Annotated in this window: 13 protein-coding genes and 1 tRNA gene; 8 read left to right on the top strand and 6 right to left on the bottom strand. The window is 71.3% G+C overall.

Annotated features, from left to right (window positions below):
* Positions 1-47 precede the first annotated feature (47 nt).
* The 4 genes from ABT299_RS04045 to ABT299_RS04030 all read right to left on the bottom strand — a co-directional run bounded on the left by ABT299_RS04045 (position 48) and on the right by ABT299_RS04030 (position 3,453).
* Positions 48-731: a response regulator gene (locus tag ABT299_RS04045; protein WP_190857769.1), complete on the bottom strand. Its 684-nt coding sequence runs from the start codon at positions 729-731 to the stop codon at positions 48-50.
* A gap of 99 nt (positions 732-830) precedes the next feature.
* Complete coding sequence (locus ABT299_RS04040) at positions 831-1,814, bottom strand: D-alanine--D-alanine ligase family protein (RefSeq protein WP_500249685.1); 984 nt, start codon at positions 1,812-1,814, stop codon at positions 831-833.
* Positions 1,811-2,899, bottom strand: a complete 1,089-nt coding sequence (gene alr / locus ABT299_RS04035; protein WP_500249684.1) for an alanine racemase — start codon at positions 2,897-2,899, stop codon at positions 1,811-1,813. The genes ABT299_RS04040 and alr overlap by 4 nt, the downstream gene beginning before the upstream one ends.
* Positions 2,896-3,453, bottom strand: coding sequence for a M15 family metallopeptidase (locus tag ABT299_RS04030; protein WP_500249683.1), 558 nt, complete (start codon positions 3,451-3,453; stop codon positions 2,896-2,898). Before ABT299_RS04030 ends, alr begins: the two co-directional genes overlap by 4 nt.
* A 337-nt stretch (positions 3,454-3,790) precedes the next feature.
* On the opposite strand from ABT299_RS04030, the gene ABT299_RS04025 reads away from it, so the two are divergent.
* Positions 3,791-4,768 carry a hypothetical protein gene (locus ABT299_RS04025; protein ID WP_500249682.1) on the top strand — a complete coding sequence of 326 codons (978 nt, stop codon included), beginning with the start codon at positions 3,791-3,793 and terminating at the stop codon, positions 4,766-4,768.
* A gap of 206 nt (positions 4,769-4,974) precedes the next feature.
* Here ABT299_RS04025 and ABT299_RS04020 read toward each other — a convergent pair whose 3' ends face one another.
* Complete coding sequence (locus ABT299_RS04020; RefSeq protein WP_500249681.1) at positions 4,975-6,162, bottom strand: hypothetical protein; 1,188 nt, start codon at positions 6,160-6,162, stop codon at positions 4,975-4,977.
* A gap of 342 nt (positions 6,163-6,504) precedes the next feature.
* On the opposite strand from ABT299_RS04020, the gene ABT299_RS04015 reads away from it, so the two are divergent.
* A complete protein-coding gene (locus ABT299_RS04015; protein ID WP_190857898.1) occupies positions 6,505-6,891 on the top strand; it encodes a helix-turn-helix transcriptional regulator in 387 nt (128 codons plus the stop codon).
* A 206-nt stretch (positions 6,892-7,097) separates the two neighbouring features.
* Here the strand turns inward: ABT299_RS04015 and ABT299_RS04010 are convergent.
* Positions 7,098-7,180 (bottom strand) — tRNA-Leu (locus ABT299_RS04010).
* 127 nt (positions 7,181-7,307) lie between these two features.
* On the opposite strand from ABT299_RS04010, the gene ABT299_RS04005 reads away from it, so the two are divergent.
* Genes ABT299_RS04005 through ABT299_RS03980 form a run of 6 tightly spaced genes read left to right on the top strand, consistent with a single transcriptional unit; the run spans position 7,308 to position 14,675 of the window.
* A complete protein-coding gene (locus tag ABT299_RS04005; RefSeq protein ID WP_190857763.1) occupies positions 7,308-8,063 on the top strand; it encodes an FhaA domain-containing protein in 756 nt (251 codons plus the stop codon).
* Positions 8,064-8,074: 11 nt separating this feature from the next.
* Entirely contained in the window at positions 8,075-8,581 is a 507-nt protein-coding gene (locus tag ABT299_RS04000; protein WP_190857761.1) for an FHA domain-containing protein FhaB/FipA, read from the top strand.
* On the top strand, positions 8,578-10,164 hold the full coding sequence (locus ABT299_RS03995; protein WP_500249680.1) for a Stp1/IreP family PP2C-type Ser/Thr phosphatase: 1,587 nt from the start codon (positions 8,578-8,580) through the stop codon (positions 10,162-10,164). The genes ABT299_RS04000 and ABT299_RS03995 overlap by 4 nt, the downstream gene beginning before the upstream one ends.
* Positions 10,161-11,747: an FtsW/RodA/SpoVE family cell cycle protein gene (locus ABT299_RS03990; protein WP_500249679.1), complete on the top strand. Its 1,587-nt coding sequence runs from the start codon at positions 10,161-10,163 to the stop codon at positions 11,745-11,747. Before ABT299_RS03995 ends, ABT299_RS03990 begins: the two co-directional genes overlap by 4 nt.
* A 10-nt stretch (positions 11,748-11,757) precedes the next feature.
* Positions 11,758-13,239 carry a peptidoglycan D,D-transpeptidase FtsI family protein gene (locus tag ABT299_RS03985; protein ID WP_500249678.1) on the top strand — a complete coding sequence of 494 codons (1,482 nt, stop codon included), beginning with the start codon at positions 11,758-11,760 and terminating at the stop codon, positions 13,237-13,239.
* Positions 13,236-14,675: a serine/threonine-protein kinase gene (locus tag ABT299_RS03980; protein WP_387025844.1), complete on the top strand. Its 1,440-nt coding sequence runs from the start codon at positions 13,236-13,238 to the stop codon at positions 14,673-14,675. The genes ABT299_RS03985 and ABT299_RS03980 overlap by 4 nt, the downstream gene beginning before the upstream one ends.
* The last annotated feature ends 7 nt before the right edge of the window (positions 14,676-14,682 follow it).

Raw genomic sequence — 14,682 nt, 5'->3', positions numbered from 1 at the left:
CTGCGTAGCTGATGGTGAGTTTCAGCCGCGCGCTGAGTCCCGGGCGCCTACGCACGGGGGCCGCCGGACTGCGTGGTGTCGATCCGGTAGCCGACGCCCGGCACCGTGGCGATCAGCCATGGTTCGCCGAGCCGTTTGCGCAGGGCGGAGACGGTGATGCGGACGGCGTTGGTGAAGGGGTCGGCGTTGACGTCCCAGGCCCGCTCCAGCAGCTCTTCGGCGCTGACGACCCCGCCCTCGGCGGCGACGAGGACGTCGAGCACGGCGAACTGCTTGCGGGTGAGCGCGACGTAGCGTCCGTCGCGGAAGACCTCCCGGCGGAACGGGTCCACCCGCAGGCCCGCGATCTCAGTGACCGGGGGGCGCGCGTGCCCGCGCCTGCGGTCCAGCGCCCGCAGCCGCATCACCAGCTCCCTGAGCTCGAACGGCTTGGTGAGGTAGTCGTCGGCGCCGAGCTCGAACCCCGTGGCCTTGTCGTCGATCCGGTCGGCGGCGGTGAGCATGAGGATCGGCATGCCGCTGCCGGACGCGACGATGCGCCGGGCGATCTCGTCGCCCGACGGACCGGGGATGTCGCGGTCCAGCACCGCCAGGTCGTAGGAGTTGACACTGAGCATCTCCAGGGCGGAGTCGCCGTCCCCGGCGATGTCGGCGGCGATGGCCTCCAGCCGGAGACCGTCCCGGACGGCCTCGGCCAGGTAGGGCTCGTCTTCCACGATCAGCACGCGCACGCCTCAAGGCTAAGCAGCGCGGCATATCGCCGACGTATGCAAACCGACACGCCTGCAGGAGTGGTGAGGGCGGTGCGGATCACCCTCACCCGCGCGGGGTCACATGATCGCTTCCCGTCCTCGGGAGTCCGGGACCGCGGCGGCGTCGACCAGGCGTGCGACCAGCCGCTCGTAGGGCAGCCCGGTCGCGGCGAACATTCTCGGCACCTGCGACTCGGCGGTCATCCCCGGCATGGTGTTGACCTCGTTGAGGACGGGCCCGTCGCCGGTGAGGAAGAAGTCGACGCGGGCGACCCCGGCACAGCCGAGCGCGTCGAACATCCGCAGCGCCGCCTCCGTCAGGGCCGCCCGCTCCGCGCCGTCGACTCCGGCGGGCACGCCGAACCGGGCCGAACCGTCGTACTTCGACCGGGTGTCGAACAGGCCGTCGGTGTGGATCTCCAGCGGCGGGGACGCCCACCGCCGGCCACCGGCCTCCCGCAGCACGGCCACATCGATCTCCCGGCCCCCGACGACGTCCTCGATCAGGATCCGGTCGTCGAACCGCGCGGCGCACCGCAGGGCGTCGCGCAACTGGGAGGCGTCGCGTGCGAGGGCGACACCGAAACTCGACCCGGCCGAGGCGGGCTTGACGACCACGTCCTTCTCGAACCCAATACCGGCGATCTCCGCCGCCGCCACCAGCCGCCCCGGAGCGGTCCGGATCCCGACCGCCTCCGCCACGAGCTTGGTCGCCCACTTGTCCATGCCGAGCGCCCCGGCGCGCAGGCCCGAGCCGACCATCGGCGTGTGCGTGAGGGCGCACAGCGCCGCGAGCGTCCCGTCCTCACCGGACGGGCCGTGGACCGCGGGGAAGACGACGTCGGCGCGTTCGATGACGCCGAGCGCCGCCGCCAGCGAACCGATCGCCTGCTTCCCGAGCGCGTCCGCTCCCCGCCTCCACGTCCCGTCGCGGTCGATGGTCAGCTCGTCGACGTCGAAACCGCCGGACCGCAGCGCCTTCGCGATCGCCGCGGCCGTGGCCAGGGAGACGTCGTGCTCGGCGTTCTCTCCGCCGCCGATCACCACGATTCGCCGTGTCATGCGATGCTCCTTCTCACACGCGGCCCTATGCCGGTGACGATGGTGTGCGGGATGGTCCCGGCCCAGCGCGCCCAGTCCTGGACGGTCGGGGTGGCGCCCCCGTCCGGGCCGAACACGGTCGCGGACGTGCCGGCCGGGAAGTACCGGGCGCCGGTATCGATCACGATCTGGTCCATCGAGACCCGTCCGACCACCGGGAAACGGCACCCGCGGATCTCGACGCCGGCTCGGGGCGACAACTCCCGGGGGATCCCGTCGGCGTACCCGATGGGGAGGATGCTCAGGTGGGTGGCGCGGTAGGTGATGTACGTGCCGTCGTAACCGACCGGCGTGCCCGCCGGAACCGCCGTCGTGTGCACGATCGGCGCGGTCAGGCGGGACGCGCCGTGCATCTCCACGGTCCCGGACGGATCGATGCCGACCAGTCCCGCCCCGACCCGGACCATGCCGAGATGCGTCGCCGGATCGGTGACCGTCCCGGACGTGGCCGCGAGGTGGGCGAGCGGGGAACCGAGCCCCGCCGCCCGGACCGCCTTCAGCGCCTCGTGCATGTCCGCGACCGCCGGCGCGTTCGCCGCGGGCTCGGCCCGGTCGGCCAGCGGAAGATGCCCCATGACGCCCACGACGCGGACCCGCCGAGCCCTTTGACCGCGCTGAGCCATACCGATCAGCTCGTCCCACTGTCGGCGGGGGCAGCCGCCCCGGGACATCCCGGTGTCCACATGCAGATGAACCCGCACCGCCGGCGCGGCCTGCGCGATGAGCCCGCCGAGCTCGTCCACCGACCCGACCGCGACATCGACCCCGGCCGCGGCCGCCGCCTCGGCGTCGATCCCGGAAGGATGCAGCCAGGTGAGGATCGGCACCGCCACCCCCGCGGCCCGCAACGCGCACGCCTCCGCGACGCTCGTCGTCCCGAGCCACCCGGCACCGGCGGCAACAGCGGCCTTGGCGACCGCGACCGCGCCGTGGCCGTAACCGTCGGCCTTGACCACGGCCATGATCGTGCTCCGCGTCCGCGCGCGGATCCCGGCCACGTTGGCGGCCACCGCCTCGGGCAGCGTCTGCAGGGTCGGCCCGTTCACGGCCGCCTCCACGGGTCGTCGGCCGGATCCGTGTGCATCCGCCGGGGCGCGGCATCCGGGTGCGGCAGCCGGATCGGCGCGGCCGTGCGGTACTCGAAGTGCCACCACTCGTTGTCGTAGACGCGGTAGAGCCCGTACCGCCAACCGTGCCGTTCGAGCCACCGCGCGCCTTCGGTCGGCCGGACGTCGAGCCCGAACCCCCGCACGTGGCTCGACTCCTCCGGCGGCAGCACCCGGCGCCGCGCCGCCTGCACCGAGCCGGTGCGCCACACCTCCTCGGCGAAGATCCGGTACTGCTCCCTCGCGTCGCGGTAGCCCGAGGTGAGGCCGATCATCTGCCCGTGGCGCCAGAACGCCTCGGCCCGCGCATGCGTGAACGCCGCCAGCGTCTCCGGCGCCAGCCCCCGAAGATCCTCGGCGGGAAAGCGCAGGGCCAAGGCCCACTGGCAGGCCAGAAACCGTGCGCGGTCCGGTGCACGGAAGAACGCGACCGGCACCAGCAGCACCGCGACGACCCGAGTGACGACCGCGAGAACGCGCGCTTTGATCTCCACGGCTCACCGCCGAATGGTCAGCCCGTACGCCGACCATCGATCAGCGAGAGCCGCCCGGCGGAAAGGACGACCGTCCGCTCTCCGACCCGAACCGGCGAGCGCGACCCTGCACGTACGACGGGCCGACAGCGATGCGATGCAGTCCATGCCTTCACTGAAGACGGACGCCCGTTGCGGTGCCGTATCCGCTTTTCAATACACCCGCGATACACCAACACCGCGGGTCGTGAGACGGAGCCGAATATGCGACAGAGCCATCTTCCGGACAGTTCAACGCCTCAAGCGCTTCCATGATCCTTACTGCGGAGTGCCGGGAAGCCGTCTTAGGCTTCGCGCCATGGTGCGGCGGCGGTTGGTGGTGGCGGGCTTCGTTGGGGCGATCCTGGCCGGCCTGCTGTTCTGGCCGGTGGTCATGGGTTACACGCTCACCGCCGGCGAGAAGGCCGCGGCGGATGTCGCCGAATGCCACAGCGTGCGGACCGGGAAGACGACGAAGCTCGTCTGTACGGGGACGTGGCGCACCCACGACGGACACACCGGCTCGGGCGAGATCTACGGCCTCGATCGCGATGACGCGGGACGCACCGGGGTGCCGGTGCGGATCGGGCCCATGGGCCCGTACGCGGGCGGGTTCGCAAGGAACGGCATCTTGTTCATCGGACTGATCCCGCTTGTTCTTGCGGCGATGGTGCTGCCGGTGTTCGTCGCCGGTCTGGCCGGCCCCGGCCGGACCATTGCCCGGCGTCTGCTTGCCGAACCAGGAGACGGGCTCGTCGTGCTCATCGGCCGGAAAGACGTGTGCCACCCGGACGGCCGGGCGTACGCCACCCGGCGCACCGCCAAGCCGCCACCCGGGTATAGCCGCCTCGAACTGCCGGGCCGGCACCGCAGGAACTACGAGCGCTCCACTTTGGAGGTGCTGGCCGGCATCTCTCGCGACGCCACGACGTTCTCTGCCCTGTACGGCTCCGGCGGTGAGCCCCTGATGCTGATTGAGGAGCGCACGAGCAAGGATTACCAGCCGGAGTCCGTGATGCTCGATGCGACCGGCACCGCCAAGATGATGGTGCGCCGCACGACCGTCCATCCCACCTTGCGCTACACGCTGCTGAGCCCCGACGGACAGCAAGTCGGTTCGGCAGAGCCCGTGGGCAGCGGCGCCACGACCATGAAGGTCATGGACGTCCACGGCCGCGAGGTCGCGACGATCGCTCGGCTGGGACGCCGGTGGGTGCTGCGGGCCGTACCGTCCGCGCCGCCTTTACTGCGCGACGCAGCGATCACCCTCACGTTCTCCCTGATCGGCATGGACTGACGCGGCGACGCCGGCCCTTGCCGGCCGGCGGAAGCCTCATCGCCACTGCCGTCACCTTGCGCGCTCGACACGCTCCCAGGAGAAGACGGCCAACCCTAAGGAACGGGATGTGGGATCGTCCGGCGGGGGCGGCCAGCGCGTACGGCTACGGCTTGAGGTACCCGTTCGCCTTCCCGCCGGACTTCCCGCCGCCGTCAGGGCCCCGATCAAGCGCCGTGGCCTGCGCCCGAACGCCGTCGCGGCCGTTCGGCCTCCGCCGCCGCGGGGCCCCGAAGCCTTCTCCGGCGTAGCCAGAAGGGCAGGTAGGCGATCAGGACCACGGTCAGCGCCGAGCCGGACACCAGGTTGCCCGTCCTGCCTCCGGCCCACGGGGAGACCTTCAGCTGCTCCCGCACCGCCGCCGTCGTGGGGCGCGCCGGATCGTAGACGATCGTGGTCTCGGTGATGCCGTCCTTGTCGTACCGGTGGCCGTCGATCACCGGGTCGCGGGTCGTGACACTGGTGCCCCCACGGGTCATGAAGGTCAGCTGCGGGTGGTGGGACACCGAGATGTCGCCGTGGGCCCCCGTCGAGACGGTCGGGTGGTCGTAGACCTCGCCTGTCACCGTGACGCCGTGGTGCCGCAGCCGGTCGAGGAGGTGCGCGTCGCGGACACCACCGGTGATCGCGGTCGCGAGCACGACCGGCCCGAAGACGGCGAGGCCCAGCACGGCGAGGCCGGAGAACGCGCTCCAGTCCCGCCGGTCCTGGCCGGCAGGCGCCGGGCGTGCGGGCCGCTCGGGTGGTACGGGGCGTCCGAGAGAACGGACCAGCAGGCGCGCGACCCGTTTCAGGGCCACGGTCGTCCACTGCACTGCCTTGAGGGCCACGCCCAGGCCCGCGATGAGTCCGGTGACGAGGGCGACGGCGTCGATGAGGAAACGCACCGCACCGAACGATTCCGGCAGCATCCCGGCCAGGAACACGCCGGCCGCCCCGCCGTACCCGCCGGCGGCCAGCACCGCGACGAGCACGATCCCGGCCGCCAGAGCCGATCCACGGGGCCGGGTCCGCAGCCGCCGGCAGCCGCGTGCCCGCCTCCACAACGGGCGGCCGAACCGGTGCTGGGGCGCCTGCAGCCCGGCCTTGCGGCCGAAGGCCCACAAGGTGCCGTCCTCGCCCCAGGCACCCGGGGCGCGCAGAAGAATCCGGTCGTCGCCGTCAAGCACCACCAGCCCCCGGCGGGGGCCGCCCCGGGGGCGGGAGATGGAATAGACGCCCAGAGCCTTCACCGACGACAGGGGGATCGCCACCCGCTGGCGTCCAAAACCGTGGCCGACGAGGAGATCGCCTTCCACGCACAGCCGTACGGGCTCGCGGTCCAGCAGGTCGTGAGTCGGATTGCTCGGGCGCAACTCGCTGGGACCGTCGGTTCGTGAGTGCGCACCGTCGACCGGGATGGGGGCGCGGCGCTTTCTCTTCGGCCGCCGTCGACTCACCGGCGCATGCTATCCCGCCTGATGGACGGGGCAACGGCCACGTCGGCGGCGGAAGTCGTTCAGCCCTGAGATCGCGTGCTCGACCACCCCGCGGTGTCGGCCGAGTCGGTCGGAACGCTCGGCGCCGCGCCGGGCGATCCGGGGGACGATGTCGCGGCCGCGCAGAAACGATGCCGCGGCGCGCAGGAACTGCGCAGTCCGGCATATGGCGGAGCTCTCAGCGCCTCGGGCCTGGATAGCGTCACTCACGTGACACCAATGACCACGGCATTGAGCGACGTGCGCCCCATCGGGGAGCAGCTGCGCGCATGGCGGCGGCTGCGGGAGCGGAGCCAGCTGGAGCTGGCGTGTGAGGTGGGCATATCGACGCGGCATCTGAGCTTCGTGGAGACGGGCCGGTCGGCGCCGAGCCGCGACCTGGTGCTGCGGCTCGCCGAGTACCTGGACGTGCCGCTGCGCGACCGGAACCTGATGCTGCTCGCAGCCGGGTACGCGCCGGTGTTCTCCATACCGCTGCGCGCCCCGGACCTGCTGCTGCTCGCGGCCGGGTACGCCGCGGTGTCCGACGGGACGCCGAGCCCGCCTACGGCAGCCCGGAAGGGCAAGACGTCTACGGCCGGCTCCGCAACACCGTCGAGGGCATGAACGGCTACGCCAACCTCCGGCGCTCACGACGCCGGCAGACCACCGCAAACCAGGTCCAAGGGGCGAGGTGGTCTCCTGCGCGCCCGTCCCCTGGGTCCCAGGAGTCACAGAAGACTGGCCTCCGTATATGACGAAGACCCCGGAGCTTGCTGCTCCGGGGTCTGTTCCGTCACTGTGGGGCTACGACTTCCGTCTGCGTCCCCAAGTGGGCGAGGAGGGATTTGAACCCTCACATCCTTTCGGACACACGGACCTGAACCGTGCGCGTCTGCCGTTCCGCCACCCGCCCAGGGTGTCGGCCCGTTTCCGGGCGCTTGAAAAGGCTAGCACGGTCGCAGCAGTGGTTAGGTACTCGGATACTTCTCGCGAACCTTCGCACCGATACGATCGTCTACCAGTGGGGAGAGGAGGTGCCCGTGGGCGTCATTCAGCGCTTCGAGCGACGGCTCGAGGGCATGGTCGAAGGGGCCTTCGCCCGTGCCTTCAAGTCGGAGCTCCAGCCGGTCGAGGTGGCCAGTGCTGTGCAGCGCGAGATGGACGATCGGGCCGCGATCGTGGCACAGGGCCGCACGCTGGTCCCGAACGACTTCGTCGTCGAGATCTCTCAGCAGGACGGGCAGCGGCTGCAGGTGTACGCCGACAGCCTGAGCCAGGAGCTGGCGAATCTGGCGCGCGAGTACGCGAAGGAGCAGGGGTACTCCTTCGTCGGTCCGGTGCGCGTCCGGTTCGAGAACGCGGGGGACCTCGCCACGGGCATGTTCCGCATCCGGTCCGGCGTGATCCGGGGGTCGACCGTGGAGGGCGGGGAGATCCGCCAGCCCGTGAGCGACGTGCCGCAGGGCGGCCGGGGCGGCGCCTTCGGCGGCAATCCGCGGCTCCTGGTGACGACGGCGGTGGAGGGCTCCGACACCACGCAGCGCACTTATGAGATCAACACTCCGGTCACCCTGCTGGGCCGCGGCACCGACTGCGACCTGCGTCTCGTGGATCCGGGCGTGTCCCGGCACCATGCCGAGATCCGCGTAGAAGGTCCCGAAATCGTGCTCGTGGATCTAGGGTCGACCAACGGCTCGTTCGTGAACGGGCAGCCGATCCGGCGGGTGACGCTGGTGGACGGCTCCCGGGTCACGATGGGCCGCACTACCCTTGTGTTCCGCCGCGATAGGGAGTAACCCCGACTCCGATGTCCGATTTCACCCTCACGCTGATCAAGCTAGCGTTCCTCGCGGTGCTCTGGCTCTTCGTCATCGCGGCCGTCGGTGTGATCAGGGCCGACCTGTTCGGCTCGAAGGCGGCGACGAAGGCGGCCACGCGCGCGGCCCAGCCCCCCCGGCCCCCGAAGGCGGGCCGGCCGCAGATGGCGGCGCCCCCGCCGCCCCGCCGCGGCGCCCAAGGCGGCGCCCCCAGCAAGCTCGTGGTCGTCCAGGGCGAGCGGGCCGGCACCGTCATCGATCTCACGGGGGTGCCCATCACCATCGGTCGCGCCAATGACGCCACGCTCGTGGTGACCGACGACTACGCTTCGAGCCGGCATGCCCGACTTTATGCGCAGGACGGTCAGTGGATCGTGGAAGATCTCGGCTCGACCAATGGCACATATCTCGGACGCACGAAGGTGACCCGGCCGATGCCGGTGCCGCCCGGCGTACCGGTCCGTATCGGCAAGACCGTGATCGAGCTGCGCAAATGACACTGGGAATCCGCTACGCCGCGCGCTCCGACGTCGGCATGCTGCGCGAGGGCAACGAGGACTCGGCGTACGCGGGGGCGCACCTGCTCGCGGTGGCCGACGGGATGGGCGGGCACGTCGGCGGCGAGATCGCCAGTGCCGCCGCGATCGACGCGCTGCGCGGGCTGGACAAGGACCTGCCCGCGAACGAGCTGCTGGCCGCGCTCGAGCACACGGTGAAGACGGCCAACGACAACCTGCACCGCATCGTGGAGTCCGACCCGGCCCTGCAGGGCATGGGCACGACGCTGACGGCGATGCTGTGGGCGGGCAACCAGGTCGCGCTGGTGCACATCGGGGACTCGCGCGCCTACCTGCTGCGCGACGGCAGCCTCTTCCAGATCACGCACGACCACACGCTGGTGCAGTCGCTGGTGGACGAGGGCCGGATCAGCCCGGACGAGGCGGCGACGCACCCGCAGCGGTCGCTGCTGCTGCGCGCGCTGGACGGCCGCGGCGAGGTCGACCCGGACCTGTCGCTGCGGGAGGCGAAGGTCGGGGACCGCTACCTGCTGTGCTCGGACGGGCTGTCCGGCGTGGTGACGGCGGAGACGATCTTCCAGGTGCTGACCGACGTGGACGAGCCCGAGCAGGCCGTCCGGCAGCTCATCGACCTGGCGAACCGGGGCGGCGGCCCGGACAACATCACCTGCGTGGTCGCGGACGTGGTGGACCTGGAGCGGCATCCGCCGACGGGCGGTCCGGGGCACGCGGTGGGCGCGGCGGCGAACGCCGCGCCGCCGGACCCGCCGGGCGGCGGCACGGGCGCGAACGTCACGGTGGCGGACACCCCGGCGGGGCGCGCGGCGCAGCTGCGGGACACGATGCCGCAGCCGCCGGTCGCGGTGGACGAGATGCCGCCGCCGGCGCCGATGCCGATGAACGAGCCGATGGCGGGGCCTCCCGGTTCGATGCCGCAGGGCATGCAGAAGCCGATGGCGGCGCCGCGGCGGCGCGGCGGGGGCGCGCGCCGCTGGACGTGGCTGATCGTGGTGGCGGGCGTCGTGGTGGTGGCCGTGGTGGCGGGCGGTTTCGTGCTGGTGCAGAACGTCCGGAACGGCTACTACATCGGCTCGGAGGACGGCAAGGTCGTCCTGTACCGGGGGACGACGCAGAAGGTGCCGGGGATCAGCCTGTCCCGGAAGGCCGACAAGCAGCCGAACCCGCCGATCCTCGTCGCGGACCTGCCGCTTGACCTGCAGGCGCAGGTCAAGGGCACCTACAGTGTCAACGGCCCGTCCGCGCTCAACGACCTGAAGAACCGCGTGTGCAAGTACGTCCTGACCGAGGAGGCCGGGAAGGTCGTCGTGGTCAAGGGGCAGGGCCAGCGCAACTGCCAGGAGAAGAAGATCACCAACAGCGACATCCCGCTCAGCGAGCTGCCGACCTCGGACGCCACCGCCGTGACGAAGGGCGGTCTCGCGTTCATCGGGCAGCAGGCGGCCGAGGCGAAGCTGAAGGAGCTCGGCGACCGCCGCAACGAGTGCAAGGGGAGCAACCCGTCCATCAAGGACTGCCCTTCCGACGGGGGTAGCCATAGATGAGCTCGCTCGGGGAGCAGATCAGGGCGGTCCTGCCCTACCAGCGGCGCAACGCGGCGTCGTTCGCGCTGCTGGCGTTCGCGATGGTGCTGACGCTGTCGGCGTTCGCGGAGGTCGGGCTGGCCCGTGACGGGCACATCCCCGCGGGGCTGTTCACCTTCGGCGGCGGCCTGGTGGTGCTCGCGCTCGCCGCCTACTTCGTGCAGACGAAGTTCCTGCCGTACGCCGACCCGCTGCTGCTGCCGCTGGCGGTGGCGCTGAACGGGCTCGGGCTGGCGATGATCTACCGGCTCGACCTGGACACCAGCGACACCAAGAAGGCCGCGCAGCTGGCCGGCAAGAAGCTGATCAAGGACGCGGCGGACGCGCCCGGGCAGCTGCTGTGGACGTTCGTCGGGATCGGGCTGTTCGTCGCCGCGGTCCTGATCATGCGGGACACCACCAAGACCGACGCGCCGCTGTCGTTCACGCCGAAGACCGCGCAGCGCTACACGTACCTGACCGGCCTGATCGCGATCATCCTCCTGCTGCTGCCGATCGTGCCGGGCATCGGCGCGGAGATCAACGGCGCGCGGGTGTGGATCCACGTCGGGCCGCTGTCGGTGCAGCCGGGCGAGTTCGCCAAGCTGCTGCTCGTCGTGTTCTTCGCCGGGTACCTGGTGAACAAGCGGCAGGCGATGTCGCTGATCGGCAAGAAGATCGGCCCGTTCAGCCTGCCGCGCGCCCGCGACCTGGGCCCGATCGTCGTGATCTGGTTCTTCTGCCTGGGCGTGCTGTTCATGCAGAAGGACCTCGGCACGGCGCTGCTGTTCTTCGGCCTGTTCGTGTCGATGCTGTACATCGCGACGCAGCGGGTGTCGTGGGTGGCGATCGGCGTCGGGCTGCTGGCGGTGGGCGTGCTGGTCGCGACGCAGCTGCCGTTCATGGCGCACGTCAACCAGCGGATCGACATCTGGCAGAACCCGAAGCCGTACTTCGACGGCGGCTGCCTGCTGCACAGCGGCAAGGTCGTCCCGGTCAACCCGGACACGACGATCTACAAGACGGAGAAGGCGGCGGGCAGCGGCTACCCGGGCTTCACGGCCTGCGCGAAACTCGGCGGCGAGTACTCCGACAGCCGGCAGCTGATGATGGGGCTGTTCGCGCTCGGCGAGGGCGGGGTGCTCGGCACCGGGCTCGGGCAGGGCCAGCCGTGGCAGACGCCGCTGTCGTTCAGCGACTTCATCTTCGACTCCATGGGCGAGGAGCTCGGGCTCACCGGGCTCATGGCCCTGCTGCTCGTCTACGCCTTAATCGTGCAGCGCGGCATGAAGACGGCGGTCGCCGCGCGGGACCCGTACCTCAAGCTGTTCGCGGGCGGCGTCTCGTTCGTGCTGGGCCTGCAGGTCTTCGTGATCGTCGGCGGGGTGACCAAGCTGATCCCGCTGACCGGTCTGACCACGCCGTTCCTGTCCCAGGGCGGTTCGTCGCTGATGGCGAACTGGATCCTGATCGCCATGCTGGTCCGGATGAGCCACGACGCCCGCAAGCCCGCCCCGCAGGCCATCCAGGACGAGGGCATGACCCAGATCGTGAGCACGAGGTGATCTCCGCTCCATGAACATGGACAAGCCGATCCGGTGGGTGGCCGTCTTCGCGCTGTTGCTGTTCTTCGGGCTGATGGCGCAGGTGAACTACGTCCAGGGCAGCGAGGCGGAGAGCCTGCGCACCGACCCGCACAACGCACGGCAGTACCAGGACGTGTTCAACTCGCCGCGCGGGCAGATCTCGGCGGGCGGCGAGGTGCTGGTGACGTCCACGCCGACGGGCAAGGACAACCCGAAGTACGGCCGGACCTACAAGGACGGGCCGGTCTTCGCGCCGATCACCGGGTACTTCAACGGGAACGCCACGCAGGTCGAGAAGGCCTACAACTCGCTGCTCGCCGGCAAGGACAAGCGGATCGCCAGCCAGCACTGGTTCGACACGTTCATCGGCAAGAAGCCGGAGGGCGGGAACGTCGAGCTGACGATCAACCCGCAGGCGCAGCGGACCGCGTACGCGCAGCTGAAGGCGCAGACGGCGCCCGGCCGCCGCGGCGGCGCCGTGGTCATCGACGCCAAGACCGGCGCCGTCCAGGTGGCGGCGTCGTGGCCGTCCTTCGACCCGAACGAGGTGGCGCCGCAGACCGGCGACAAGGGCGTCAAGCGGCTGGAGCAGCTGGACAAGGGCAGCGGCGTGATCCGGCCGCTGAACGACAACGCGCTGAGCCAGACCTTCCCGCCGGGGTCGACGTTCAAGACGGTGACGGCGACGGCCGCGATGAACCAGCTCGGGATGAACGACCAGACCGTGGTCGACACCTCGCCGCTGACCCTGCCGGAGTCCGGCACGAACCTGCCGAACGACAGCGACAGCGGCTCCTGCGGCGGCCGGGCGCCGCTGAAGGGCGCGTACGCCGAGTCCTGCAACACCTCGTTCGGGCGGCTGGCCCTCCAGCTCGGCATCGAGCGGCTGAACCGGGGCGCCGCCGAGTACGGGTTCGGCAAGTCGGTGAAGCTCGAGCCGATGATGCCCGCCGCGGAGAGCGACGTGCCGGTGAACTACACCGACGCCGACGGCAAGCAGCAGCACACCGGCCAGGACGCGACGGCGCGGTCCGGTATCGGGCAGGAGAACGTGCGGGCCACCCCGCTGCAGATGGCGATGGTCGCGGCGGCGATCGTGAACCACGGCAAGCTGATGAACCCCTACGTCGTCAACACCGTCCGCGCGAAGGACCAGAGCGAGCTCTACGCCGCCTCGCCGAAGGAGTACAGCCAGCCGCTGTCGAGCGACCAGGCGTCCCAGTTCGAGGACATGATGCGCGCCGTGGTCCAGGCGGGCACCGCGAAGAACCTGCAGGGCTCGAACGTCGCCGGTAAGACCGGTACGGCGGAGCAGGGCCCCGGCATCCCGAACGCGCGCTGGTTCGTCGGGTTCGCCCCGGCGGACAACCCGCGGTACGGGTTCGCGGTGATGACCGAGGGCAGCGGCTTCGGTGCGACCGGCGCGGGCCCGATCGCCGCGGCGATCATGCGCCAGGTGTTGAAGAAGTGAGCGCGGGCCTCGTCCTGAACCACCGGTACCGGCTGCTGGAGCGGCTGGCCACCGGCGGGATGGGCGAGGTCTGGCGGGCCCGGGACGAGTCGCTGGGCCGCCCGGTGGCGGTGAAGCTGCTGCGGCTGGAGCTCGGCGGGGACGTGTCGGCGCGGGCCCGGTTCGAGTCGGAGGCGCAGTTCGCGGCGGGCTTGCAGCACACGGGGATCGCGCAGGCGTTCGACTACGGCGAGCAGAACGGCCGGACGTTCCTGGTGATGGAGCTGGTCCCGGGCGAGCCCCTGGACGAGATCCTCGTCCGCGACGGCGGGCTGCCGGTGGAGGCCGTGCTGGACCTGCTCGTCCAGGCGGGCCGCGCCCTCGCCGTGGCGCACGAGGCGGGGATCGTGCACCGGGACGTCAAGCCGGCGAACCTGATGGTGTCGCCGGACGGCACCCTGAAGATCACCGACTTCGGGATCGCCCGGCGGCTGGCGGCGGCGTCGCAGACCGCGACCGGGATGGTCATGGGGACGGCGCACTACATCTCGCCGGAGCAGGCGTCGGCGAGCGGGATCACCACCGCCGCGGACCTGTACTCGCTGGGCGTGGTGGCCTACGAGTGCCTGGCCGGGGTGCCGCCGTTCGACGGGCAGACGCCGGTGGAGGTGGCGCTCAAGCACGTCCGGGACGCGCCCCCGGCGCTGCCGGCGCGGGTGCCGGAGCCGGTGCGCGCGCTGATCATGGAGATGCTGGCGAAGGACCCGGCGGACCGTCCGGACGGGGCGGCCGCGGTCGCGGACCGGGCCCTGGCGATCCGCCGCTCGCTGAGCACGGGCCGCCGGGCGCGGGACGGCCGGGCCGGCGCGGAGCGCCCGACGGTCGTCGATCCGCTGGCGGCGCCGCTGCGCACGGCGGCCGGCCCCGAGCGGACGGACTCCCACGCATCCGCTTTGTCGGGATTTGACGCAGACGGTGCGGAGGATAACCTCACCACCGGGACAGTGACCGGGCAACGGCGCACGGTACTGGCGTTCACCTCGGTCGCAGCCGTGCTGCTGGTGGTGGGAGCCATCGTCGTCGGCTCGCTGTGGAAGGGCGCGTCGGGTGCGGCCCGCGACCGGCGGGACGCGCCGCGGGCCCCGGTCATGAGCCCGGTCGGCGGTGACAGCGTCGACGATCCGGCCACCGCTCCCGGCAGACCGTCCGCGGACCGGACACCGACCCCCACACCGGCTGTCACCCGGCCGCACCGGACGCATAGGATCCGTCCGTCAGCGCCACGGAGCCGCACCGCGTCTCCTCCGCACAAGCCGACCACGAAACCGTCCCGGGCGACTCCCACCGCCCCTGAGCCAACACCGACACCGACGGCGAGCACCACGACTCCGTCAACTCCGAGCCCGGATCCCTCGCCCACGCAGAGCGGGGAGCTAAGTTCGGACAACAAGGTGTAGACGTACG

The sequence above is a fragment of the Spirillospora sp. NPDC000708 genome (assembly GCF_040299565.1).
GTDB lineage: Bacteria > Actinomycetota > Actinomycetes > Streptosporangiales > Streptosporangiaceae > Spirillospora.
The sequence above is the reverse complement of the archived record's forward strand: the minus strand, read 5'-3'. Positions and strand labels throughout refer to the sequence as shown.